The sequence below is a fragment of the Halomonas caseinilytica genome, assembly GCF_001662285.1.
In the GTDB taxonomy this organism is placed as follows: domain Bacteria; phylum Pseudomonadota; class Gammaproteobacteria; order Pseudomonadales; family Halomonadaceae; genus Halomonas; species Halomonas caseinilytica.
In genome coordinates, this window is the sequence record NZ_BDEO01000007.1 from 437,853 (window position 1) to 462,843 (window position 24,991).

The window sequence follows — 24,991 nt, forward strand, 5'->3', positions numbered from 1 at the left end:
CGAGAGCCCCGGACCCTGCAACTGATCATAAGCCCAACGCCCCCTTCGTGTCAGTGTCTCGTAACGGCAACACTCCTGCTCGACGCCCTTTTCTGCCGCGCCGACGCATGCTTAGATACTTGTCGGGCCAATTTCGCCCGCCCCTGTTCATCCTACTGTGTCGCCGCCAAGCCGCGACCTCGCCGGGACCATCATGTCAGGACTGATTCGCCGATTGTTCGCCCCACGCTGGCGGCACCCGGACCCCGAGGTCCGCCGCCAGGCCACCTTACGACTCGACCCCGAGCGCGACGACCAGCGCCAGGCGCTGGAGCGGCTCGCCGTCGACGAGGACAGCAGCGTGCGTCACGCCGCCCTGGAACGGCTGGATGACCCGGATCGCCTGTTGACCCTGCGCGCCGAGCAAGGCGAGTCAGCGGAGCTGCGCGAACGCCTGGTCATGCTGCTCATCGGTCGGGCGGGCCATCACGACCTGGGCCACCGCATCGCCCTGGCCGAAACGCTCGACGATCCGGCGATGCTCGAGCGGCTTGCCCTGGAAGGCGACAACCAGCAATTGCGCCTTGCCGCCCTGGCACGGCTCGACACCGAACCCGCCCTGATTCGGCAAGCCTGCGAGAACGGCATCGCGGCGGTTCGTCATGCCGCCGCCGAACGGGTCACCAGCGAGGCAGGCCTGACGCGCCTGGTCAACGAGGCTCGGCGGGATCGCCGCGTGACACGTCTCGCTCGCGAACGCCTCAACCGATTGCGCACCGATGCGGCCTCCCTGGCGGCGGCCCGGGAACGCCGCCGGGACTTGCTGGAAAAGCTGGAGGCGCACGCCAACAGCGCCTGGGAACCGTTATATGCCGGACGATTCCGTCATCTGGTACGCGAATGGACGCAACTGGAAGACACCCCCGAGGCCGACCAGGAACGTCGCTACCAGGACGCCTGTCTACGCTGCCGCAAGGTCATCAGTGACCACGAAGCCCACGAACACGCCCAGGACGCCGCCGACCGCCAGCGCGAGGATGCCGACCAGGCCCGCGAATCCCTGGTCGAGGCGCTGGAGGAAAGCCTCGACGGCCTGCGTCACGGCGAGCGCCTCGCCGATCAGGACATCGCCAGCCTGAAATCGCAGAAGCAGCTGATGGCCAGCCGCTGGCAGGCGCTTTCCGACAAGCACCTCGCCGATGATGCGCTCCGCCAGCGCTACGACGCGGCCCTGGCAAGCTATGACCGCATCGTCCAGGCCCGCGTGCGCCTGGACGAACGTGCCGACGCCCTCCAGCAGGCCCTGAAGGACGGTGACGACGAACGCCTCGCCGCCCTGGTCGATGCTTGCGGCTGGCCCGACGAGCTCCCGCCTTCCCCACTGCTGAAGCGAGCCCGCGACCAGCTCGCACGGCAACAACAAGTGCCGGCGGATGACGACCTCGAAGCGCGCCTGGCCCGCTTCAGCGACGATCTGGCTCAACTCGAGCAGCTATTGGAAAGCGGTGCCTTCAAGGGTGCCAGCCGCCTTCATCAGCGCCTGCGCCAGCAGGCCGACGAACTTCCCCGCCAGCGCATCGACACCGCCCGGCTCAAGCGCCTGGGCGCCCGGCTCGCCGAGCTACGCGATTGGCGAGGCTTCGTGGCAGGGCCCAAGCGCGATCAGCTCTGCAAGGACATCACGGCACTCGCCGACGACGACACGCTCGGTGATGCCGAACTCGACCGTCACCATCGCCGACTGATCAAGGAATGGAAGGACCTCGGCGATGCCGCCGCCAACCGCGAGCAATCGACTCGGTTCCGCGCCGCTTCGGACCGCATCCACGAACGCCTGGCGCCATGGCGTCAGCAACAGCAGGCGAAACGACAGCGCAACCTGGAAGCCCGGGAGGCGCTCTGCGAGCAACTGGAAACCCTGCTCGAGCAACCATCGAACCAGGCAGATCCCGATGCCCTGCGCGAAATCCGCGACCGAGCCCGTCAGCAATGGCGACGCCATTCGCCGGTCCCTCGCGATCAGGCGGAGGCCATCGGCCGCCGCTTTGGACGTATTCGGCATGCCCTCCAGGCCCTGATCGAACGCCGTGCCAGCGAGGTTGCCGATGCCAAGCGCCAGTTGATCGATGAGGCACGCCAACTGCGCGACAGCGAACAGCCGGCGGCACGACAAGCAGAACAGGCCAAGTCGCTGCAGAAACGCTGGCGCGCCCTCGGGCGCGCGCCGCGCCATGAAGAGAAGACCCTATGGCGCGAGTTCCGCCACCTCTGCGACGAGATATTCGCCAGCCGGGATACCGCCCGCAAGCAGCACGACAGCAGCAACAAGGCAAAACTCGAGGCCATGCAGGCCCTGATCGAGCGCTGGGACGCCTGGCACCCCACTTCCAGTGACGACGCCTCCCGTCTCGATGAGGCCATCAACGAGGCCTTGGCACTCGAGCTGCTGCCTCATGGCCGGCGCAGCGAGGGCATGCGGAAACGCTGGTCGGGCATCATCCGTGCGCGGCGCGAGCGCCTGGCGCGCCTTGCCCTGGCTGAAGAAGTTCATCGCTGGCACCGGGTGCGGCCACTGCTCGATGCTCACTTGCGAGCCGACGCGGCCAGCCTGGAAGGAGAATCGCCGCAGGATGTCCAGCATAGCGGCGAGCCTGCGCTGTCGAGCGACCTGGAATACGCCCACAAGCGGCGCAACGACGCCCGCCGCAGCCCACCGGAACGCACGGAAGTCGAGGAACGTCTGGCGCGCGTGCGCGTCCATCTGGCGCTGCTCGCCGGCGGACAGGTCGCTCAACGGGACGATCCCCTGCGGCTCGCCATCCAGGTGGAGCGCCTGAATGACAACCTGGGGCAGGCGCCCTCGCGGGCGGAGGAACTGCGCGATGTGCTGTGCGAGTTGCTCGCCACCGGGCCAATCCCGCCGGCCTTGTGGGATCGGGAAGTGGGCGAGCTGGATCGTAGCCTGGAAAGCCTGACCCAGCTCCCGCCTCCCTGAAGGGAACCCGCGCCATGGAAGCTGGCGCGGGAGCTGCAGTTGCTGGCCCTCAGCCCATGAACTGCCCGCCGTTGATGTCGATATTGGCACCGGTGATGAAGCCGGACTCCTTGTCGGCCAGGAAGGTCACCAGCCGCCCGATCTCCTCCGGGGTTCCGAAGCGCTTCATCGGGATCGATTCACGAATCGCCTCGCGAACCTTGTCGGGGATCTCCATGATCATATCGGTGGCGATATAGCCTGGCGACACCGTATTGACGGTAATGCCCTTGGTGGCCGTCTCCTGCGCCAGCGACATGGTCAGCCCATGCATCCCCGCCTTGGCCGCCGCATAGTTGACCTGACCGAACTGTCCCTTGCGCCCGTTGATCGACGAGATATTGATGATGCGTCCATAACCCTGTTCGAGCATGTCCTCGATCACGCTGCGACAGGTGTTGAACACACTATTGAGATTGGTATCGAGCACTTCGTGCCACTGCTCGGACGTCATTTTCTTCAGGGTGCCGTCGCGGGTGATGCCCGCGCAGTTGACCAGCACACTGACCGGCCCGTGGGCATCGCGGATTTCCCGGGCGCCTTTCACACAATCCTCGTGGCTGGAAAGATCAACCCCCGCGAGCGCGATGTTCGTATAGCCGTCATTCCGCTGAGCTTCCAGCCAGGCTCGAGCCTTGTCGGGACTGCGATACCCCGCTACCACACGATACCCATCATCGGCCAGCGCACGGCAGATCGCCGTTCCGATTCCCCCGGTTCCTCCCGTCACCCAAGCGACAGACGTTTCTGTTGTCATAAGGCAGCTCCCTTTCCAGTTCACACCTTGCTCGAATGATGCCATTGCGAGCCTTGCTGACAGTGTCACTCCCTGCGCGGTCATCCATGTGACACTTGAGATTATGGACCAACGCGGCACGAACGAAAGTGCCAGCGAAACCCGTGGTTGACGCGGCGCTCACGATGTGTAGAATACGCCCCACGTTGATGCGGGGTGGAGCAGTCTGGTAGCTCGTCGGGCTCATAACCCGAAGGTCATCGGTTCAAATCCGGTCCCCGCTACCAAATATCGAAAAAGCCGGTTCCCTCAGGGAACCGGCTTTTTCTTTGCGTCCAGCCAACCGACAGAAACCTGCCCGCCAGCAGTTCCCGGCACGGCTTTCACGCACCAAGACAACCTGTGGTTGCGGCCCGCAAGCGGCGAACGCCTGAGACACGGCATGGCGCGCCACGCTACCGACCTGCCTAAGAGTAAGAGGCCACGGGTTCAGGCAGCCCGGCGGTGGATACGGGCATGCGGAGCAGGCTACCGGCAGCAGGCCAGCGCCTTCTCTCTGGCGCCTTCAGATGCTGGGTGGCCGTGGTGATATAGAGAGTCTTAAGGTCAGCCCCCCCAAAAGCCACCATGGTGGGATGCGGGCAAGGTACCTCGACGCTACTCATCAACTCGCCCCGAGGCGAAAAACGCACGATACGCCCTCCACCATAGAGGGCGCTCCAATAGCAGCCCTCACTATCCACGGCCGCACCATCCGGCACTCCCGGCAAACCTTGAGCCTCCAGATCCACCCAGACCTGAGGCTTGCCGGTGGTCCCACTCTCCATATCGAAGGGATAGCGTAGAATCTGCCGCGTCAGCGAGTCGGTATGATATAACCAGCGCCGATCGGGACTGAAGGCCAGCCCATTGGCAATGCCAAGGCCAGACCAGCGCCGCACCAGTTCTCCCTCCTCAAAACAATAGAGGGCCGCAGACGGGGTAGACTCATCGGCGGCGATCGTTCCCGCCCAGAAGCGCCCCATGCTATCGCAGCGGCCGTCGTTGAAGCGGTTGCCCTCGTCTTCTCGCCACTCAGGGTTGTCCGCCAGGCGTTCGCTCCGACCATCGAACGGCCAATGCAGCCTGACAATGCCCGAGGCCGTTGCGGCGAGCAGGCCGGCCTCACACAGCGCAATGCAGCCGACCTTTTCGTCCAGCTCGATACGCGAAGGCGCCGCCTCCCGCTCGGGCTGCCAAGCGTAGATCGCGCCACGATTGATATCCACCCAATAGAGCGTCTGCCGCGCCACCGACCATAACGGGCTCTCACCCAGACTCATGTCCAGCTCGACCGCCACTTTCATGCCAGTCTCCGTCTCCATGCTCACCCCTGTTCATTTCCGATGGTGGTGCCACAAGGGGCGACGCCCCGACCGCAAGTCGGCGCGTCGCGTATAAAGCGCGATATGATCGACCCGCTAGTCGTAGGCCATCTCCTCGAGTTCCTTGCCACGGGTTTCCCGGACATAACGCAGTACAAAAAAGGCCGACAGCACGGCACACAATGCATAGAAGCCATAGGCACCCGCCAGCCCAATGGAGGCCAACATGACGGGAAAGGACATGGTGATGGCAAAGTTGGCCAGCCACTGACACAACCCGGCGATGGCAAGCCCCGAACCACGCATCTGATTGGGAAACATCTCTCCCAGCATCACCCACATCACCGGCCCCCAGGAGAGATTGAAGCAGAACACGTAAACATTGGCGGCCAGCAGGGCCAGCACCCCCATGTCATCACTGAGGTCCAGGCTACCGTCGACCATGGTCGCCGTAGAGAAGGCGAACACCAGGCAGGACAGCGTCACCGCCATGCCCACCGAACCGGCCCACAGCAGCGGCTTGCGCCCGATCTTGTCGATCAGGGCAATGGCCAACAGGCAGGCCCCGATGCTCACGGCACCGGAAATCACGTTGATCAACAGGGCATCCCCCTCGGAGAACCCGACCGACTGCCATAGCACTGCGCCGTAGTAGAACACCACGTTGATGCCCACCAGTTGCTGGAACACCGCCAGGCCGATCCCGACCCAGACGATGCCATGCACCTTGCCGGCCACGCGGTTGACCACATCACTCAGGCGTGGCGTGTGGTCCTGCACCAGGGTGGCATGAATCTCATCGAGCTTGTCACCGACCTCGTGCTCAGACATCACCAGGCCCAGCACGTGGCGAGCCTCCGACTGTCGCCCACTACTGATCAGATATCGCGGGCTCTCAGGAATGAACAACAACGCCACAAGGAACACCGCCGCCGGCAACAGTTCCATCCAGAACATCCAACGCCAGGTAGCGAACCCAAACCACAGCTCGGCGACCGCCGAACTCGAGATATAGGCCAGCACGTAGTTGCTCAGAAATGCCATGAACAACCCACCAATGATGGCCACCTGCTGGATGGTCGCCAGCCGACCACGATAGCGCGAGGGAGCCACTTCACTGATATAGGCTGGCGTCATCACACTGGCAGCCCCTACTGCCATGCCACCAAGAATGCGATAGATCACGAATTCCACGGACGCATCGGCAATACCGGACCCCCAGGCACTGACCAGGAAGAATATCGCCGATACGATCAGCAAGGTACGGCGTCCGAAACGGTCCGCCAGGCGGCCCGCGAAGAAGGCACCAACGGCACAGCCCAGCAACATGGAGGCTACGTTGAACCCGGTGCCTACGCTGTCGGAATCGAAAGAGGTCTGAAGACCTTCGACCGTGCCGTTGATCACGCCACTATCGAAGCCGAAGAGAAAGCCACCAATGGCAGCAATACAGCATATGATGAGTATATAGGCGGAACGACTCAGAGGCTTTCGACCCTCCATCTCCAATCTCCTTGAAAAAGGGCGTCCAGTTATGGACGCCAGGAACGAACAAGATAGTCATAGAAAGGACTGGCTTCAGAAAAGATACTTTAACCTCACCCTGGCACCATATCGGTCTGTTTCCGTAGCGCCATTGTCGTGATCCACCTCGCTGTAGTATGCACCTACATAGGTATCGAACTGATTAATTCCCAGGACATTTGCAAACCGGTAAGACGAATATAATGTGCTCGACTTATTGACCCCAGCCGGGGTTATATCTTTCATGCTCGCGCCGGGCTTGACATCATCGATATCGTTCTCAGCATAGATATACCCTACTCCAACATTATTCCATACTGTATTGACACCCACAGTGGAGTTACTTTCCTCATGAGCCTCCATATGGGCAAAATTTAAGTTGAAATCGAGACCTTCATGCCCATAGGAAACCCTCGCACCATACCCTGTTCTATCGCCGATATCCTCTCCTCTCTCATCAATGACGGAATCATTTACCAAGTTAGCTTCCATCCCCACTGCAAAGGTCCAAGATTCTGGCGTCCAGGCAATCACTGGACGTACAATGGCGGCACTCTTGGAGTCATCTTCGATATCATAGCCGTGGTATGTATCGCCATCGAACAGATCGGACCGATCCCCGAACAGGGTGGCAACTTCGGTGTACATCGTGTCACCGAACCGATGGCTCAAGGCAATTTGCCCTGAATCGCCTCGCCCCCGTCCTTCTCTCGCCTGATAGACATAGCTTTGCCCATCGCTATAGAGGCTGTTCGAGGTACTTCCGCTATACTGGACGAAAACATCCTGCCCCAGTGGAAACAGGTCAAACGCCTCGAACCGTCCTACCTTCAGCTCGCTACCGGTGTGGGAGCCGACCGCAAACCAGGCATCGTCAACCCCTGTATCGCCACTGGTATTCCATAGCGGTTGAAGCTTGAAACGCGCATAGTGCCGGGATGTCTGCCGATCACCATTTATGTCTATCAGGATTCGGCCATCCTGGTTGAAGCGGTCATCCCTTCCCAGTCGCTCTCCTGACTGGGTCCGGAAAAGGGAGCTTCCCCCTTCGTGTTCGTTATAGGCATTAATATTCAGCTCCACGTCGCCACCAACGCTCAGCGTTCCGGCTTCTCCTTCATAGGTCACATCCGCCATAGCCGGCGCACCACTTCCCATGGAAAGCATCACTGCGAGAGAGAGCTTCTTGTATCGAGCTAATTGCATGCCAACTCATCCATTCATCTTGTTGTGTTCGATGGTGATAACGTCGTTTTGGCGGCCCATTCATTTCTCTATCGGCGAAGCCGATCGGACCCTTTCTCGGAAGGCTAACCCTCATCCATCACGACATCTTCCGAGGATAGCTTGACACTTAGTAAAATGATCAAACTATATAGGCATAGTCGACCTCAAGAACACATTCAGCAACACGACCTTAGTAGAAAATAAAGCCTCTTTCTTTCGATTCATGGTTCGCAGACGACACCAATATACTCACCACCTCGGTAGCGTGCTTAGAGTTAGTATTTTTAATTTACTAACAGTAATGATAAGGCGCTACCGCCCCGCCCACGAAGCTTCCATACAGCCTCGCTGAAGGACGGTGACTGTCTCACTAGATGGATTGGCTGGGCTGAACCGACCATTTCGGGTCACTCGCTTCGAGTGACCCGAAAGAGAGGCTTCAATCAGATACCCGGGGCAAAAGGAAACTTCAGGCTCTGATAATATTCCAGCGTATGGGCGGGTAACTCATATTCTTCGGGGATTTCTTGGCCAGAGAACGTCTGGAAATAGCTCAGGCTGGCATCACGCCACCATATTGCTTCTTTCTCCTGAATCTCCAGGTAAGCTTCGGTGTCACGATAACGCTGCTCGTCGATCATGCCCTCGAGAGAAGCCCACGTATCCCGCATGTCACGAACATACTCGACCCCTCGGTTATAGCGGTACACCAGTTCGTCCCAGAGGGTACGGCCAGAAGACACTTCATGATCCCAGGGGACATGATGAAACCAGAGCAAATACTTTTCCGGTGTCCGGTCGACATCCTCGAACATTTCCTGAACTGGAGGAGCATACTGCCCAACGGCATTGGTCCCCTCTGAGGTACGATCGAACCCGACTCCATCACGCGTGGCGCGATGGTAGTACACATTAGTCCAATCCTCGCGCTCCCGGTCAGCGATCCAAGGGGCAGGACCATAGTGATGACTCTCCCCCATTAGATGATGCAACCCGAGAGGGGTCATGTAATCGACGACGGCTTCACGCGACCCCATCATCATTGCCTTGACCGGTTCAACGAAGTCGGGATCATTGGTATACGTCATGCGCACCCATTCATCGGCGATGGCTTCAGCACTCAAATCATGATTCCAGGCGAGGCGACCATAAGCGTACCAATTCGCCTGGTTGAAATGAGAGCCGGTCCAGTTGCGGTCTGTCCCCGTGTTGGCCACTCCCGCAATGGCGGTCAGCGTATCACCACTCAGGCTTCCGTCGATCACTTTGGCAACCGTGGACCCTTCGCCCTGAGCATAGGTATCGGCGTCCAATGCCTCCTTGAACAGTGGCGCCAGATAAGCCAGATGCGTGCCTTGTCCCAGATATTCCTTGGTGATCTGGAACTCCATCATCAGAGATGTACTCGGCATGGCACCGAAGAGCGGATTGAAGGGCTCACGAGGCTGGAAGTCGATGGGGCCATTCTTGACCTGCACCAGCACATTGTCGTGGAAGTCGCCGTCGAGTGGCACGAACTCGTCGTACGCTTGCTTGTGCCGGTCATCAGCCACAGGAGAATACACGAACGCTCGCCACATGATGATGCCGTCATGGGGAGCCACCGCATCGGCCAGCATGTTGGCTCCCTCGGCATGCGAACGATCATAGTCGCCTGGTCCGGGCTGCCCTTCGGAGTTCGCCTTCACCAGAAAGCCTCCGAAATCAGGGATGCGTTCATAGATCTCGTCGACCTTGGACTGCCACCAGGCCCGGACGTCAGGATCCAGCGGGTCGGCCGTTTCCAGGCCACCAATCTCCATTGGCGCGCTGAAGCGGGCAGTCAGGTAGACGCGAATCCCATAGGGACGGAAAAGATCGGCAAGAGCTTTCACCTTGTCCAGGTAGCGAGGCATGAGGACGGTGGCATCGGCATTGACATTGGTCAGCACCGTGCCATTGATACCCAGCGAAGCGTTGGCACGCGCATAGTCGATATAGCGCGGGTTCAGGTAGTCCGGCAGTTTGTGCCATTCCCATAACGAGAAGCCAGCATAGCCCCGCTCCACCGTACGATCGAGATTGTCCCAGTGGTTGAGTACTCGACGCTCGATCCGTGGAGACTGCACGAGCGCCAGGTCGTCGATCGGCTGCTGGGTCTGGATCAACCTCAGAAAGTGATAGACGCCATAGAGCACCCCTTGATCCGTATTGGCAGCGATCACTGTGGCGGGCTCACCTCGCACTGACGTGGAGTGGATAACGAAGCCGTCGTCGTTGATCTGATCGAGTCCCTCCAGGTCGAGCTCGGCGATCATCTCGGATCCCTGCGGGGTGCCAATGATCAGGGCTCCATCCTCCGGCGCTCCGGATAACATGGGAACGTTACCACCGAGGAGCCCATTCAAGCCTCTCGAGATTTCCTCGCGGGCAATGTCGAGAGTCGGTGACTCAGACTCGATCAAGACACCGGAGATGGCGTCACGATAAGTCTCGAGCGCCTCGGTATCAGTGATGGGTTGATAACGCAGCCATAGATCATAGCCATCTTCGGCCCATGCCTGAGATGTCATCAACATGGCCAGGAGAATCGCCAGGCCAAGGCAGGCACCGTGTCGTCGCTTTTTCATAGAAGCATGACTCCTTCGTTGTTTTCGTGTGGAGAAACGAAGGCCAGGGTGGCAGAGAAGTACCCACCCTCACCCCCGCCCCCGACACAGTTCTCGGGGAGAATCAGGCAATGGCCCTGGCTTTCACCAGGACCGTATCCGGTAAGCGCATTCCCTCCCGATCGAAGGGATGGAGTCGTTCGTGGTGAGGCGTCAAATAAAGGGTGTCACCACTTTTCACGTCGACATCGCCAGGCAGGCGAACCGTCAAGGCACCCACCTGCTCGCTATCCACATAAGCGAAGGCATCGGACCCCAACTTCTCGACCACCCGAATGCGCCCATGCCACTCTCCGCTATCGCGATCGACCTCCATGTGCTCAGGACGAACGCCCAGCGTCGTGGCCCCATAGGCTTCAGCAACGGCCCCCGTGATCAGGTTCATCTTCGGCGAGCCGATGAAACCGGCCACGAACAATGTCTCGGGACGTTGGTAGAGCTCCATGGGCGGTCCCACCTGCTCGATCTTGCCGGCATTGATGACCACGATACGATCAGCCAGGGTCATGGCTTCGATCTGATCATGAGTGACATACACCATGGTGGCCTTGAGTCGCTGGTGTAATTCGGCGAGCTCGACACGCATGCGGTTGCGCAGAGCTGCATCCAGATTGGAGAGCGGCTCATCGAACAGGAACACTCCAGGATTACGCACGATGGCGCGACCGATGGCCACGCGCTGACGCTGACCGCCGGAAAGTTCGGACGGCTTGCGCTGCAACAGGTCTTCCAGGTTGAGCAGTCTGGCCGCTTCGTCGACCTTCGCCTGTCGCTCTTGTGCGGGTATCTTGGCCAAGCGCATGCCAAAATCGATGTTGCGCGCCACGGTCATATGCGGATAGAGCGCATAGGACTGAAAGACCATGGCGATGTCACGATCGCTGGGTTCCGCAGTCGTCACGTCATGGCCGTCGATACGGATCGCACCACGCGTCACCGTCTCCAGCCCGGCAATCATGCGCAACAAGGTCGACTTGCCGCAGCCGGATGGGCCTACCAACACCGTAAAGGAGCCATCCTCAATCTGCAGGTTGAGGTTGGGAATGACCGTGGTCTTGCCACGGAAGGTCTTTTCGATTTCGACCAGCGATACTTCAGCCATGAGATCATCTCGTCATTGCGTATATTTGTGGTTGTCGGGTGCGCAGGAGCCGCTCAGCCGTCTTCACGGCGATAGCGGAAGTCGGCGAAATCCGCCGGTATCCCGCGACCGCTGATATCATGGGCCGCCATGCCCAGGAAGTTGCCGGTGAAATAGCCATGGGCGCGACCGCTTCCCTCATCGGAAAGCAGACTGGCATCAAGCACCGGGCCGACCGGCTGCCAGGGAGCATTGTCCTGGGCGTATCGGAATTGCAGTTCGCCCTTTCGAATGTCGAGGCCAAGGCGTACTGGCTGCTCGGGATCGAGCACCACCCCGCCGGTATCGGCAATTTCCAGATTGCCGCTCGGCCAGGCATCGTGGCAGCTCATCACGCTGAGCACCTTGTCGCCCTCATCCCCACGGGTTACCGCCAGGTAATGGAACTTGAAACGGTTGTAGTAGGCGATCAGGCCAGCGAACTGTTGCAAATCCTCCGGCTCGAACTCCAGCGTGGTCTCGGCACTGCAGTGGAGACTGTCCTGGCGACGCGCCACGAGCGCCTGCTCGAACCAGGAGCCCACCGACTCGCGACCGAACAAGCGCAGATAGCCAGGACGCGCGCTCAACGAAAAGAGCCGCTCGGTCCGGGGCGAGCGCAACCACTGAAAGACCGCAGGCAAAGCCTCGGAAGCAAAGTCATGGACCTCCTCGACAGCCGGTGATCGCTGCTCGACTCCAGCCATCGGAACCTCAATGGCCGGCGCATTGCCGCCATGAGCCAGGCGCAGCCAGCCATCCTCCCCCCACTCGACCTTCTGGATCGCCGTTTCGCGTCCCAGTGGCGAGCGTCGCGTACCAGGCAGAGGCCGTCCACACAAGTGCACCATCCAGGTTTCGCCGCTCGCTGTTTCGACCAGGTCCGCATGGCCGGCACGTTGAAGTGGATTGCCCGAATCCTGACGAGACGTCAGCACAGGATTGTCGGGATGCACTTGATAAGGCCCCGTAATCTTTCGCGAACGTGCCATGGTCACGGCATGGTCATAGCCGGTACCGCCTTCGGCCACCAGCAGGTGATACCAACCATCCCGCCGATAGAGATGCGGGCCTTCGGTGAGCTTCAGCTCGGTCCCGGCGAAGATGTTGTGAATCGGTCCCATCAGGCGTTGCCGCTCGACATCATATTCCTGAAGCAGGATGCCGCCGAAACGGTCACCGCCCTCACGCTGCCGGTAATCCCACTGCAAGTTGAGCAACCACTTCCGACCATCCTCATCATGGAACAGAGAAGGGTCGAAACCACTGGAATTCAAGTAGACAGGATCGCTCCAAGGGCCTTCGATCGAAGGTGCCGTGACCAGATAATTGTGGCCATCCTTGAAGTTGCCTTCGTAACGCTTCATGTCAGTGTATATCAGCCAGAAAAGGCCATCGGCATGGCTCAGGCAAGGTGCCCAGATACCACAGGAATCGGGATTGCCTCGCATGTCGAGCTGCGTCTCCCGAGCCAGCGGGCGTGAGACCAGCTGCCAGTTGACCAGATCGCGAGAGTGATGGATCTGTACCCCCGGGTACCACTCGAAGGTAGAGGTGGCGATATAATAATTCTTGCCAACCCGGCAAATGGAGGGGTCAGGATTGAAGCCCCGCAAAATAGGATTGTGAATCACGTTGTCCATCTTTGTTCTCCCTTAACCCTTGACGGAGCCACCAGTGAGACCCGCCACGATGTATTTCTGGGCAGCGAGAAAAAAGATCACCGCCGGCATGATCGTCAAGCTCACGAAAGCCAGAATCATGTTCCATTTCGTCAGATACTCGCCTTGAAACTGCATCATGCCGAGTGACCAGGTATAAAGGGCACGATCATTGAGCACCACCAATGGCAACAGGAAGTTATTCCAGCTTTGAACGAAGACGAACACACCAACAGTCGCCAGAATGGGCGTCGACAGCGGCAGAGTGAATGACCAGAAGAATCGCAGGTAGCTACAACCGTCAACGTAGGCTGCCTCGAAAAGTTCCCGGGGAAGCTGGTCGAAAAATGCCTTGAACAACAGGATCGACAACGACAATCCGAAAGCCGTCTGAGGAAGAATGACGCCCCAATAAGTGTCCAGTAGCCCCAGATCCCTCACCTTGATGAATAGAGGCAGAATGGCGGCTGCAAAGGGGAACATCAGTCCCAGCAACAGATAGGAGAGGATCATCTTAGAACCCAGAAAGCGAATCTGGGCGAACACATAGGCCGCTGCCGCTCCTACCACAAGGGTCAGCAACACTGTCATCGAGGAGATGAAAAAAGAGTTGCCCAGATAGCGCCAGAAATTCCCATCGAGCAAGATGGCAATATAGTTTTCCGGGTTCCAGCTCTCCGGCAACCACAGTGGATTCGTGCGCAACTCGGGATTGGTCTTGAATCCACCGAAAACGGCGGCCAGCAGTGGACCGATGACCAGGCTGGCGACCAGAATCAGCAGTATCACACGCAGTGTATTGCGGGTAGTCCCATTCATGCCTGGTCCTCCTTGCCGGTACTGCGCTTGTAGAAGAAGGCAATTCCGATGGCCAGCACGAAGAGCACGACGGCCGCGGCACTACCGAAACCGATGTTCAGTCGCGAAAGCCCGAAGGTGTAGAGATAGGTCACGATGGTGTGGGTTGTGTTGGACGGCCCACCGTTGGTCATCGGGATGATGATATCGAAGATCTGCAGAGAGCCGATGATGGCGAAAAACCCGCTCACCACCAGAGCGTGCTTGATCATCGGGATCTGCACGAACCAGGCAACCTGGCGTGGCTTGGCACCCTCCAGCTTGGCCGCTTCGATCAGGTCCTTGGGCACACTCTGCAATGCCGCGATATAGATCATCATGTGAAAGCCGAAATACTTCCACACGATGACCGTCATGATCGCCGGGAAGGCCCACTGACGATCGGCCAGCACATAAACGGATTCCTGTCCCATCGACTGAAGTATTGAGGCCGTAATACCGTAGTCGCCGTCGAAAACGAAGCTCCAGATCAGGCCGGCAGCTACCTCAGCCAGGATGTAAGGGAGAAAGAACACCAGCCGAAACAGGGTGTTGGTCGGTGTCTTGCGATACACCAGCAATGCCAGTCCCAGTGCCAGCGGCATCTGTATGATCAGAGAGACAAGCATCAACTTCGCGGTATTCCACAGCGCTGTATGGAAGACCGAGTGATCGAGCAACCGCTGGTAGTTCTGCCCACCGACGAAGTCGGAAGGCGCCCCATAGCCATTCCATGAAAATCCGCTGTAGTAAGCGGCATCAACCAGCGGCAAGATGACGAACAATGAAAAAAGAATCAACGCCGGTGGCAGCAGGATAAGAACAGCAGACAGTTTACCGCTCACCACATTCTTCTTGATGCGATCCGCTGTATTTCGCTTGTATATAGTAGGGGTATTCAATGTTGACATGGTGGACTTCCATCCCAAGGCGGGCGTGTTGCGTGCCGGCAGTTCTGTCACCGGCACGCGCATGAGCGACGCTTACCGGAACTGCCAGGCCTCAGCGATCCGCTCGACCGCTTCTTCCGGCGTGATCACCCCCTGAGCAAGATCAGTACTGATATTGTTGACCGTCGCACCGACCGAGGTGCCCAGCGCCTGATCGAGAAACACCTGGTGGAAGCTTGAGTCAGCGAGGATATCGGCCACCTTGCGTGCATAGGGTGTCATGAGCGCTTCTTCAGACCCCTTGGCTACCGGCACGAAGATTCCCCGCCGCGCGGCCTCACGCTGGTTGTCCTCATTGAGCAGAAAGCGCAGGAAATCGATGGCCTCGTCGGGAGCGCCCTGGGTGACTGCAAAACCGTTCATGCCGCCGAAACTATGCGCATTCCCCGCGCCTCCCGGTATCTCGGGAAAGCGAATGAACGCCAGGTCCTCGTCCGGCACTCCTTCACCGCTGACCGAGCGCTCCTTGGAAGGCAGGTAATCCCAATCTCCCATCAGATGCAGCGCCGCCTCGCCATCACCGAACATGCCGCTGGCACGCTCGTAGGTCGTCGTCATGAATCCCGATTGAAAGGGGTCCAGTTCGGCGAACTCCTGAAGCATTTCGCCGGCACGAACGAAATCCTCATTGGTGAAGCCGCCCTCTTCACCTGCCTTGGCGGCTTCGATTCCATTACCGCCGGCCAGGCGTGTGGCCAGATATCCCCAGTAGAAGTGCATGGGCCAGCCGTCCTTGGCGCCGACGACCACCGGCGTGATGCCCGCCTCTCGCAGCGTCACCACCGCGTTTTCGAGTTGCTCCCACGTCTCGATCGCTTCAACGTCGATCCCCGCCTGTTCGGTCAGGGCCGTGTTGGCCCAGAAGCCCACCACAGTGGCATATAGAGGCGCGCCATAAATCCGACCATCCAGAGTGAAAGGACTCACCGCTGAGTCGGGATACAACGCTTGCCAACCCTCCTGCATAGGCTCGGTCAGATCACGCACGAAGCCGGCGTTCACCTTGTCACGCAAGCCCTCGCCCCCCCAGCTGTAGAAGATATCGGGACGTTGGTCGGACTGTAGTAGCGTTGGCAAACGCGTCTTGTAGGCCTCATTGGCGATGTAGTCGAACTCGACGTTGACATCCGGATGACGGGCCTCGTATTCCGCGACGACCTCGTTGTAATACTGCTTTTCGGCGTCGCTCACTTCGACCCGCAACACATTCACAGTGGTATCTGCCACGGCCACACCGGAAGTCAGTGACGATGCAGCAGCCATCGCTGCCATCAGATAACTTCGACGTAACCGCGCCCCGTCCCGCTTGTTGAATGTGATCATGTTGTTCTCCTTGATTGTGTTTGTCGGATGAGTTCTAGGCCGCTGAAAGCGATCACCCCCACCCACCATCGACGGCCAGTTCCTGACCAGTAATCGCTTGGCTAGCGGTACTGGCCAGGAACAGCACGGCCGGCGCCACATGAGGAGCTTCCAGTCGGAATTTCAAGCATTGGCGAGCCTGGATCGACGCCTCTTCTTCGGGGCCAATCCACTTCTCAAGCTGCCGTTCGGTGATGATCGAGCCGGGCACCAAGGTGTTGACGCGGATATTGTGTACCCCCAGGTCACGCGCCAGGCTTCGGGTCAAGCCATGTACCGCTGCTTTCGCTGTCATGTAGGAGGTCAGATCTCCAAGAGCCATCCTCACGCTGATTGAGCCAAAGTTGATGATCGAGCCCCCACCGGCCTCCATCATCTGATGCGCCACCGCCTGTGCCGCGAAAAACATCGGTCGCAGATTGAGCGACATGCGCTCGTCCCAGTACTCGACATCGATGTCTTTCCAGGAATACCGATCATCGTTGGCCGCATTGTTGACCAAGACCTGAATCGGCCCCAGTGTTCGCCCCACGTCATCGATGACCGCCTGCAGGGCCGCCACATCTCGAATGTCGCAATGGTGATATTGCGGCGCCCTGCCGGTTTCCCTCTTCAACTCCTCGACCAGCGCCTGGCTGGCGGCATCATCGATATCGACAAAGACAACCAGGGCGCCCTGTCGGTGAAAGGCGCGAGTCAACCCCGCACCGATGCCACTACCGCCACCGGTAATGAAGACCACCCGCTGCTCCAGGCTGGGGTAATGCCCCGCATCCTCACTCATCTTCACCTCTTAGTTTTATCTATTTACTAAGTGGCAGAATGATCATCCGCACCCCCTGACTCAATGAGACTTTGGTATACGTACAGCAACGCCCGGCGAAACCCGGTATCATCGATAGTCGGCATATCATTCGGTAACGGCGTTGTTGCATCGGCTCAAGGCGTCCCTCGTCCTGCCCAGGCCATGCCGTCGAGCTCGGCCACAAAACATCCAACCCGGCGAGCCGAAATGACCCGAACAACACCGGCAAACAATAGGGATACCCGATGTCCACCAGCTTTCGGCCTCACCGGTCAGGCGATCTCCATTTCCTCAAACGGCTCAATCGCAGTGCCATTCTGGAGCTCATTCGCCGCTCTCCAGGTCTGACGCGCGCCGATATTGCCACCCACGCCCAATTGACAAAGGCAACAGTGGGAACGGGGGTGCAGTCATTGCTCAAGCAGGGGTGGTTACGCGAGGGGGAGCTGCAGAAAAGCAGTGGAGGACGTCCTGGCCGCGCCCTGCATCTCGATGAGCAACACTTTGCGATTCTCGGCGCCGAAGTCGGTGTTCATGGCCTGCGCCTGGTGGCCTGCACGCTCTCGGGGCAAGTACTGGCCTCTCACCACGAGCGACTTTCTCCCTCTTCGCCTGAAATGACGGCCGAGTTACTCGCCAACCTGTTGCAAACGCTGACGCAATCCCCGGCACTCGAAGGCTATTGTCTTCTCGGCATCGGCGTCGCCCTACCCGGTCCTGTCGCCCCCAAGGACGCCGTCCTGCGCATGGCGCCCAACCTGGGATGGAAGGACGTGCGCTTCCTCGATCTACTCCGCCACCACCTGCCGCAGCAGGACGGCGCCTGGCTGATGGACAATGAGGCCAAGTCGGCCGCCTTCGGAGAGTTCTACTTCCGCACTGGCCAAGTGCCCGACTCGCTGGTCTACGTCAGTGCCGGTACCGGCATTGGCAGCGGCATGATCGAGGGCAATCAACCCCTTCTTTCCCGGGGCTTCCAGGGGCTGGCTGGCGAAATCGGCCATACCGTTCTGCAACCGGGCGGCCTCTACTGCCACTGTGGCAATCGCGGCTGCGCGGAGACACTGGTCAGCGGCTGGTCGATCCAGGCGGCCCTGGGCATCTCCGAGGAAGAGGGGCTCATCGAAGCCCTGCAACCCCGGATGCACGAAGAGAGCGTCCAGCTCACCCTGCGGCGCGCGGGCGAGGCTCTGGGGATCCTGTTGCTCAATCTTCACCACACCCAGAATCCTTCCGAGCTCGTCCTGGGGGGATCGCTGGTCCAGTTGGGCGCTCCGCTCCTTGACCCGGCCCTGTCGTATTTCGCGGCTCACCAGAACCGTCTTCTGGGCACCACGCAGCAGACTCCCCTACGCGTGATCGAGGACTCCACGTTCGTTGCCGCCCGAGGTGCCGCCGCTCAGGTGCTCGCCAGCGTCATCCATGGGCCCAGCGATCTCATCTGAGGCAGATGCCCTGAGCTGGGCCAGCTCCTAGGCGAGTCATGAGGGGAACGGACACTCCGGCCTCACCATTAGTAAAAAGAACGAACCAACATCCAGGAAGCAACATCGGCCCCTCGATGACAAGGGCCAGCAAGGTCGTATCGTTCCGCCCCTTGAATCCAACCCGCTTCACCCGCATCTTCCATGGCAAACTCACTCGCATTCAAGGCCTGAATATCATGCCGATCGTCGACCCACGCACCGGCGAGCCGCTCACTCCCAGCGGCGACGCGGAACAGAACACCGCCCCATCCCAGGGCCAGCCATCCGACGCCGATATCATCATCGATGTCGACCGCGGCAATATCCAGCAGTTGCTCGAGGCCTCCATGCAGGTTCCCGTGCTGCTGTGCTGCTGGGCGCCCTCGTCGGAGCCCAGCAAGCAGCAGGTCCCCGTGCTGGAGAAGCTCACCCGGGAGCACGGCGGCGCCTTCATCCTCGGCAAGCTCAACATCGACGACAGCCCGGATATCGCGGGCCAACTGGGCGTCCAGTCAGTACCGGACGTCAAGCTCGTCAGCCAGGGTGGCCTGGTGGATCAGCTCCAGGGCGCGCAACCGGAACAGCAAGTCCGCGAGTGGCTCGGCAAGTATTTCCAGGCGCCCGAGGGTGCACAGCAAACGCCCGAAGAGCAGGCCGCCGCTGCCCTTGAGGCAGGGGACAGCGCCACAGCCCGTCGCATCTATGAAGAGTTGGTACAGCAATGGCCCGACCATACTGCCTATCAGGTGGAACTGGCCCGCGCTCTGGTGGCCGACGGCGAGCCACAACAAGCCCGGCAGCTGCTCGAGGCCCTGCCGCCGGAAGAACGCGATGCCGCACCGGCGCGAGGCGTTCGTGCCAGCATCGAATTTGGTGAACAGGCGCTTTCCGCCGAGGAGATTGCCGCCCTGGGTGATCGCGATGATAGTGACGCCCGCTATCAGCGCGCCCTGCGCCAGGTCGCCGATGGCCAGTACGAAGCCGGCCTCGAAGGTCTGCTGGCAGTGATGCGCTCGGATCGCGCCTACGGTGACGATGCCGCCCGCAAGACGCTTCTGCGCGTCTTCGATGCCCTGGGCGCCGACCATCCTCTGACCGTTGCCTATCGGCGCAAGCTGTTCGCTCTGCTCTACTGAGCTCCGGGCTCTCACACTCGGCCGCCCCCAGGGCGGCCGAGGTACTCCTGCCAGCCGGTTACCGGTCAATCGGCGCGCTGAAAACCTCCCAGCACACGCTGATCGGGACCGAAGAACACCAGTCTGTCGTGGTCGATCAGATAACGGTAAGCCTCATCGAGCATGTCCGTGACACGCTTGGCGTCCTGCATGTTCGGACACGCCATCATGGTGGATCGGAGCTCGCCGAACTCGATGCGATTCTTGTCGCCCAGCTCGACGCTGCCACCAAACTGATTGCAGCCGTCATGGCCGCTGACCCGACCATCGGGCGTGATCCGGAAATGCGGTGTGGGCGACAGGTCGAGCCGCTCGCTGGTGCCTACCAGCAACAGATTCCAGCGCGGCCCCACCACTGCCCCCGAGACCTCACCGTCCGGCGAGACGTCGGGGTCCGGCCCGCTGGCACAACCGGCGAGCCCCGCGGCGATGGCGGTCATCATCAGGATACGGCGTAACGTCATGGTCATCGTGCTATCTTCCTTGCGGCTGGAGAATGCGGGTCGGGGAGATCCCGCATGGACGCATCAGCTTGCCCCAGCACGGTAATCGGGACAATGCTGGTACTACCCAATTCGATGAGAGGAAGGCCTCATGCTCGACGCGCTGCGCAACGACGCCCTCGGTAAACTGATCCTGCGTCTCGCCGTGGGCGGACTGATTCTGCTTCATGGCATCGCCAAGCTGCTCGATCCCGGCACCCTGGGGTGGATCGAGAACCTGTTGGCCAATCAAGGACTCCCGTCATGGCTGGCGTATGGCGTGCTGATCGGCGAGGTGCTGGCCCCGGCGATGGCCATCCTCGGCTGGCAGACTCGGCTGGCGGGACTATTGATGGCCGGCAACATGCTGGTCGCCATCGTCCTGGTGCACATGGGCGAACTCTTCCAGCTCGGGGACAGCGGCGGCTGGGCGCTGGAGCTGCAAGGCATGTTCCTGTTCAGTGCCCTGGCCCTGGTCTTCCTCGGCAGCGGACGCATGGCCGTCCGTCCCGACTGACACCGCTCGACAGGCAACGCCAGCGGGCCGATGCCACATGCGTGGCAAGGCGGCCCGAAGGCGACACCTCACCAGGTGCCGGTATTCTCCATGGACGCCCAGGGTTCCCGCGGCTCCTGGGGTTCACCGGCCTGCAACAGCTCGACGGAGATGCCATCAGGGCTGCGCACGAAGGCCATGTGGCCATCGCGAGGCGGCCGGTTGATGGTCACGCCGTTGTCCTGCAGGTGCTGGCACAGCGCATAGATATCATCGACACGATAGGCCAGGTGGCCGAAGTTGCGTCCGCCGGTATAGGTTTCCGGGTCCCAGTTATAGGTCAACTCGAGCTCCGGGGCCTGCAGCTCCGTCGAACGCGACTCGTCAGCGGGAGCGGCGAGAAATACCAGGGTGAAGCGTCCCTTTTCACTCTCCTTGCGACGCACCTCCTTGAGCCCCAGCAGGTCGCAATAGAAATGCAGGGAGGCGTCGAGATCGGCGACCCGAACCATGGTATGCAGGTATTGCATGAGAATCTCCTTGTTCACAGTGGGAGCGAATGGGGGCATTCTGTCACCGATCCGCCATCACCGCGACGAGATCGATGCCCCATGAGCGACTATTGTGACCTGGCACCGGCCCACCCGTTTCATGGCCCCTACCATGATCACGAATATGGCTTCCCGGTGGAAGACGACGACACCCTCTTCGAGCGTCTGGTCCTGGAAATCAACCAGGCCGGACTATCGTGGCTCACCATCCTGAAGAAGCGCGATGCTTTCCGCTCGGCTTTCGAGGGCTTCGCCATCGACCGGGTGGCTGCCTACGGTGACGCGGAGCGGGCCCGCCTGCTGAGCGACGCCGGCATCATCCGCAACCGCCTGAAGGTCGATGCCGTGATCCACAATGCCGGCGTGATCCAGACATTGCGCGAGGAACATGGCAGTTTCCGTGCCTGGCTGGACAGGCACCACCCGCTCCCCCACGCCGACTGGATAAAGCTGTTCAAGCGAACCTTCCGCTTCACCGGTCCCGAGATCGTCGGCGAGTTCCTGATGAGCACGGGATATCTGCCCGGCGCCCATCGCGACGATTGCCCGATACAGCGTCGTATCCTCGCCGCCGCACCGCCCTGGAGTCGCGAGGCATGAGCGCGTCATGGATTCGGTGACCCAAGCCGCCCTGGGGGCGGCCATCGGCGGCGTCGTGCTGGGCCGACGCCTGGGACGCCGGGCCGTGCTGTTCGGTGCCGTGTTGGGAACCCTGCCGGATCTGGATGTGGTCATCGATTACGGCGATGCGGTGGCCAATGTCACGCGTCATCGGGGGTTCAGCCACTCGCTGTTCGTGCTCGCCGGCCTGGCAACGGCCCTGGCCCTGCTCGCCCGACGATTGGTACCACGGCTCGAGATCGGCCTCGGTCGTTGGCTGCTGTTCTTCGGCCTCTGCCTGATGACCCATCCATTGCTCGATGCCCTGACCACCTACGGAACCCAGATCTGGTGGCCCCTGGACATCCGTCCCACGGCGTGGCCTCTGGTGTTCATCATCGATCCCTTCTACAGCCTGCCGTTGCTGGCTGGCATCATCGTGGCACTGGTCACCGGCAATGGATATCGCGCCCCAGCCTGGGGGCTGGCCTTGTCCTGTGCCTACCTGGCTGCCTCGCTGGGCGCCAAGACGCTGGTAGAGCATCGCCTGGCGCCGGTTCTGGCCGAACGCGGCCTCACCGACGCCCCGCGCCTGGTGCAACCGACACCTTTCAACATTCTGCTGTGGCGCGCCACCCTCATCGAGGGTGACAATTATCATGAAGCACTGATCAGCGTCTTCGATGGCGATCATCCACCGGTGCTGGAAACCTTCTCGCGCGGGGCCGCGCTGGAATCGTCGGCCCTGACCAGCCAGGCCGGGCAACGCCTGGACTGGTTCGCCGGCCCGTTCCTCCGCTACGACATCGTCGCCCGAGGCGACCGGGAACGCCTGGTGGCCACCGATCTCAGGCTCGGCTTCCCGGGCTTTCATCCGTTTCGCTACGCGCTTGCCGACCGCCAGGCTTCCGCGTGGCGTGTCTTGCCGACGACCCGCCAACTGACCGAAGCGCGTGGCAACGACCGCGCCGCCATGGGCCGTCTCGTCGGGCGTATCCTGGCACCGGACCCCATGCTATGCACCAGTCATTTCGTACCCCGAGAATGGATCGTCAAGGTGCCGGCTCCGTGCCGCCGACCACCACATGACGAAAGGCGGGCGGCCGAAAGACCGCCCGCCGACTCCTCCGAACCGGGATAGACGCCTTAGAGGCGTGCCACCAGCCCGTCGATCGCCTGACGTGCCTCGCCCATGGCAGCGTCGCGCTGCGCCTCGCCCATGGCCAGCCCCTCGGCGAATACGGTATCGACCTCGGTGATGCCGATCAGTCCGAGCATGTGCTTGAGATGCGGCGTCTGACTGTCGAGCTCAGTACCGGCGTACTGGCCGCCACGAGCCGCGAGGATTGCCGCTCGCTTGCCCTCGATCAGCCCCTGAGGTCCCGCTTCGGTATAGCGGAAAGTGACGCCAGCGCGCAGGATGCGATCGAACCAGGCCTTCATCTGTGACGGAATGCCCAGGTTGTAGAGTGGCACCGCCAGCACCAGGACATCATGCGCCTGGAGCTCATCGATCAAGGCATCGGAACGCGCCGCCAGTTCACGCTGCTCGGGCGTGCGCTCGTCCGCCGGCACCTGCCAGCTGGAAAGCTCCGGCAGCCCCAGGTGCGGCAGCTCATCGGCGATCAGGTCGCGGGTGGTGATGGCAACGTCATCCCGCCCGGCAAGCTGAGCCTTGAAATGCTCGGCCAGTGCCAGGGAATTGCCATCGAGGATGGAAGACGTCAGAACGAGAACGCGAGTGGTCATGGTGATCTCCTTCATACAGCAGGCATGGAAGAATGATCACCAGTATATGTTCGTTTTTGTCGATGATAAGCGGGAAAAACCGCACCTAACTTTCGAAACATTCGAACAAGGTATCTCATGCTGAATGTCGAAAAGCCGGCGAGCGAAGGCTAGACAAGGCAAAAATCAGCGAAGAGGCGGAGTTTGCAAGACGTAAATGAGCACTCTGAGCTGATGTTTAACGCCGTATAACCGAGCGCAGACACTTTCCCCACATCTAAGGAAATGCTGAATAAATAGCCGAGCGTCGTGAAGCGCAAGGCGTCCGGAGCACAGAAAGCGAGACATAACATGTCGTTAGGCGAGCTTTCGCGCACCGCATAACGCAGCGATTTGCACGCGCAGGCATTTAAGCAGTATTTCCCTAAGGGGCGATGCCTTGCCCACACCCCCGATACACCCGATCATTCAACGTCAGAGTCACCCGGGCCGGCCAGGGCTGCCCGCTCATGTCGTCGAAACAGGCTCGCGCCTCGATGCGCAGTTCGAAAGGCCGCGCCGCCTGACCGCTGGCCAGCGTCACACTCCCCGTCTCGTTGTCGAGCGAGGTCACGCGATACGGCAAGGTGACTTCGCGATCGCCATAGTCCAGCGTCATGGCAATCCGTGGCGTGTCATTGGCCAGCTCGATGTGCCATCCCGGCTCGTTGCCACTGGCCCGGAACATCACGCCGGGGTGCGACGCCCGGGTCAGGACGCGGTGTCGGGTGTCCTGCTGGCATTCCAGGCGACCTCGGTCGTTCTCGACCACGGCCCCCTCACCCTTTGACCAGAAGCTCAAATCCCCCTGCTCGTAACGGGCACCGCTGGCCACCACGGCCGGACTCAGACGATAGGCGCCATGTGCCGACCACAGGCGAAGCGTCTTCTCGTCATGGGCGGTCACCAGTTCCTGATCCGGCATGCAGCGCCAGCCGACGAAATGCTCGGCATCACCGGGAAACAGCGCCGAAGGCAACAGGGGTGCCTTGGCCGTATCGTCGGAGCCTCCGAAATCCGGCGGCGCGACGCCAGACTCGTGAGCGGACGTGGCACAGCCGGCCAGGCCAAGAACCAGCAGAGAAGCACCGAGATGTCGCAAGGCAACGGCGGGAAGGCGAGGCATGGCAAATATCCTTGTAGAGTTGAAGTCCATCGAATCTACAGGATAACAGCCGCCGGAGGACTTGCCCTCGTCCGGCGGCGC

The 24,991-nt window shown here is 60.6% G+C and carries 21 protein-coding genes and 1 tRNA gene; 7 read left to right on the forward strand and 15 right to left on the reverse strand.

Annotation, left to right across the window (positions count from 1 at the left end; all coding sequences use genetic code 11):
- The first annotated feature begins 193 nt into the window (after positions 1–193).
- Positions 194–2,974 (forward strand): DUF349 domain-containing protein, encoded by a 2,781-nt coding sequence (locus tag HSDC_RS09690; RefSeq protein WP_064699717.1) that lies wholly within the window; start codon positions 194–196, stop codon positions 2,972–2,974.
- Positions 2,975–3,023: 49 nt separating this feature from the next.
- Here HSDC_RS09690 and phbB read toward each other — a convergent pair whose 3' ends face one another.
- Entirely contained in the window at positions 3,024–3,770 is a 747-nt protein-coding gene (phbB, locus tag HSDC_RS09695; RefSeq protein ID WP_064699718.1) for an acetoacetyl-CoA reductase, read from the reverse strand.
- A gap of 189 nt (positions 3,771–3,959) precedes the next feature.
- Between phbB and HSDC_RS09700 the strand changes: the two genes are divergently transcribed.
- Positions 3,960–4,036: transfer RNA gene (locus tag HSDC_RS09700), tRNA-Met, on the forward strand.
- 180 nt (positions 4,037–4,216) lie between these two features.
- Here the strand turns inward: HSDC_RS09700 and HSDC_RS09705 are convergent.
- The 10 genes from HSDC_RS09705 to HSDC_RS09750 all read right to left on the reverse strand — a co-directional run bounded on the left by HSDC_RS09705 (position 4,217) and on the right by HSDC_RS09750 (position 17,226).
- Positions 4,217–5,095 (reverse strand): SMP-30/gluconolactonase/LRE family protein, encoded by an 879-nt coding sequence (locus tag HSDC_RS09705; RefSeq protein ID WP_244534429.1) that lies wholly within the window; start codon positions 5,093–5,095, stop codon positions 4,217–4,219.
- Positions 5,096–5,209: 114 nt separating this feature from the next.
- Positions 5,210–6,616 carry a sugar porter family MFS transporter gene (locus HSDC_RS09710; RefSeq protein WP_064699720.1) on the reverse strand — a complete coding sequence of 469 codons (1,407 nt, stop codon included), beginning with the start codon at positions 6,614–6,616 and terminating at the stop codon, positions 5,210–5,212.
- A 75-nt stretch (positions 6,617–6,691) separates the two neighbouring features.
- Positions 6,692–7,843, reverse strand: a complete 1,152-nt coding sequence (locus tag HSDC_RS09715) for a carbohydrate porin (RefSeq protein WP_064699721.1) — start codon at positions 7,841–7,843, stop codon at positions 6,692–6,694.
- Between the two features lie 464 nt (positions 7,844–8,307).
- Entirely contained in the window at positions 8,308–10,473 is a 2,166-nt protein-coding gene (locus HSDC_RS09720; RefSeq protein ID WP_064699722.1) for an alpha-glucuronidase family glycosyl hydrolase, read from the reverse strand.
- A 103-nt stretch (positions 10,474–10,576) separates the two neighbouring features.
- A complete protein-coding gene (locus tag HSDC_RS09725; RefSeq protein WP_064699723.1) occupies positions 10,577–11,614 on the reverse strand; it encodes an ABC transporter ATP-binding protein in 1,038 nt (345 codons plus the stop codon).
- A gap of 53 nt (positions 11,615–11,667) precedes the next feature.
- On the reverse strand, positions 11,668–13,275 hold the full coding sequence (locus HSDC_RS09730) for a glycoside hydrolase family 43 protein (RefSeq protein WP_064699724.1): 1,608 nt from the start codon (positions 13,273–13,275) through the stop codon (positions 11,668–11,670).
- Positions 13,276–13,287: 12 nt separating this feature from the next.
- Entirely contained in the window at positions 13,288–14,112 is an 825-nt protein-coding gene (locus tag HSDC_RS09735) for a carbohydrate ABC transporter permease (RefSeq protein WP_064699725.1), read from the reverse strand.
- Positions 14,109–15,041: an ABC transporter permease subunit gene (locus HSDC_RS09740; protein ID WP_064699726.1), complete on the reverse strand. Its 933-nt coding sequence runs from the start codon at positions 15,039–15,041 to the stop codon at positions 14,109–14,111. The genes HSDC_RS09735 and HSDC_RS09740 overlap by 4 nt, the downstream gene beginning before the upstream one ends.
- A 72-nt stretch (positions 15,042–15,113) precedes the next feature.
- Positions 15,114–16,403 carry an ABC transporter substrate-binding protein gene (locus HSDC_RS09745; RefSeq protein ID WP_064699727.1) on the reverse strand — a complete coding sequence of 430 codons (1,290 nt, stop codon included), beginning with the start codon at positions 16,401–16,403 and terminating at the stop codon, positions 15,114–15,116.
- Positions 16,404–16,455: 52 nt separating this feature from the next.
- Positions 16,456–17,226, reverse strand: a complete 771-nt coding sequence (locus tag HSDC_RS09750) for an SDR family NAD(P)-dependent oxidoreductase (protein ID WP_064699728.1) — start codon at positions 17,224–17,226, stop codon at positions 16,456–16,458.
- Positions 17,227–17,492: 266 nt separating this feature from the next.
- On the opposite strand from HSDC_RS09750, the gene HSDC_RS09755 reads away from it, so the two are divergent.
- Complete coding sequence (locus HSDC_RS09755; protein WP_064699729.1) at positions 17,493–18,692, forward strand: ROK family transcriptional regulator; 1,200 nt, start codon at positions 17,493–17,495, stop codon at positions 18,690–18,692.
- Positions 18,693–18,910: 218 nt separating this feature from the next.
- Complete coding sequence (locus HSDC_RS09760) at positions 18,911–19,849, forward strand: tetratricopeptide repeat protein (RefSeq protein ID WP_064699797.1); 939 nt, start codon at positions 18,911–18,913, stop codon at positions 19,847–19,849.
- A gap of 65 nt (positions 19,850–19,914) precedes the next feature.
- Here the strand turns inward: HSDC_RS09760 and HSDC_RS09765 are convergent, their stop codons facing one another.
- Positions 19,915–20,358, reverse strand: a complete 444-nt coding sequence (locus HSDC_RS09765) for an META domain-containing protein (protein ID WP_064699730.1) — start codon at positions 20,356–20,358, stop codon at positions 19,915–19,917.
- Between the two features lie 124 nt (positions 20,359–20,482).
- On the opposite strand from HSDC_RS09765, the gene HSDC_RS09770 reads away from it, so the two are divergent.
- Positions 20,483–20,887 (forward strand): DoxX family protein, encoded by a 405-nt coding sequence (locus tag HSDC_RS09770; protein WP_064699731.1) that lies wholly within the window; start codon positions 20,483–20,485, stop codon positions 20,885–20,887.
- A 68-nt stretch (positions 20,888–20,955) separates the two neighbouring features.
- On the opposite strand, the gene HSDC_RS09775 is transcribed toward HSDC_RS09770, so the two are convergent.
- Positions 20,956–21,396 carry a VOC family protein gene (locus HSDC_RS09775; RefSeq protein ID WP_064699732.1) on the reverse strand — a complete coding sequence of 147 codons (441 nt, stop codon included), beginning with the start codon at positions 21,394–21,396 and terminating at the stop codon, positions 20,956–20,958.
- Positions 21,397–21,477: 81 nt separating this feature from the next.
- Here HSDC_RS09775 and HSDC_RS09780 point away from each other — a divergent pair, with 81 nt between their 5' ends.
- Together HSDC_RS09780 and HSDC_RS09785 are read left to right on the forward strand one after the other, a co-directional pair.
- Positions 21,478–22,017, forward strand: a complete 540-nt coding sequence (locus tag HSDC_RS09780; protein ID WP_064699733.1) for a DNA-3-methyladenine glycosylase I — start codon at positions 21,478–21,480, stop codon at positions 22,015–22,017.
- A gap of 7 nt (positions 22,018–22,024) precedes the next feature.
- Positions 22,025–23,158, forward strand: coding sequence for a metal-dependent hydrolase (locus tag HSDC_RS09785; protein ID WP_064699734.1), 1,134 nt, complete (start codon positions 22,025–22,027; stop codon positions 23,156–23,158).
- A 5-nt stretch (positions 23,159–23,163) separates the two neighbouring features.
- On the opposite strand, the gene HSDC_RS09790 is transcribed toward HSDC_RS09785, so the two are convergent.
- Positions 23,164–23,766, reverse strand: coding sequence for an FMN-dependent NADH-azoreductase (locus tag HSDC_RS09790; RefSeq protein ID WP_064699735.1), 603 nt, complete (start codon positions 23,764–23,766; stop codon positions 23,164–23,166).
- Positions 23,767–24,169: 403 nt separating this feature from the next.
- The gene (locus HSDC_RS09795) at positions 24,170–24,910 is read right to left on the reverse strand and encodes an MliC family protein (protein ID WP_064699736.1); all 741 of its coding nucleotides are present in this window, start codon (positions 24,908–24,910) and stop codon (positions 24,170–24,172) included.
- Between the last annotated feature and the right edge of the window lie 81 nt (positions 24,911–24,991).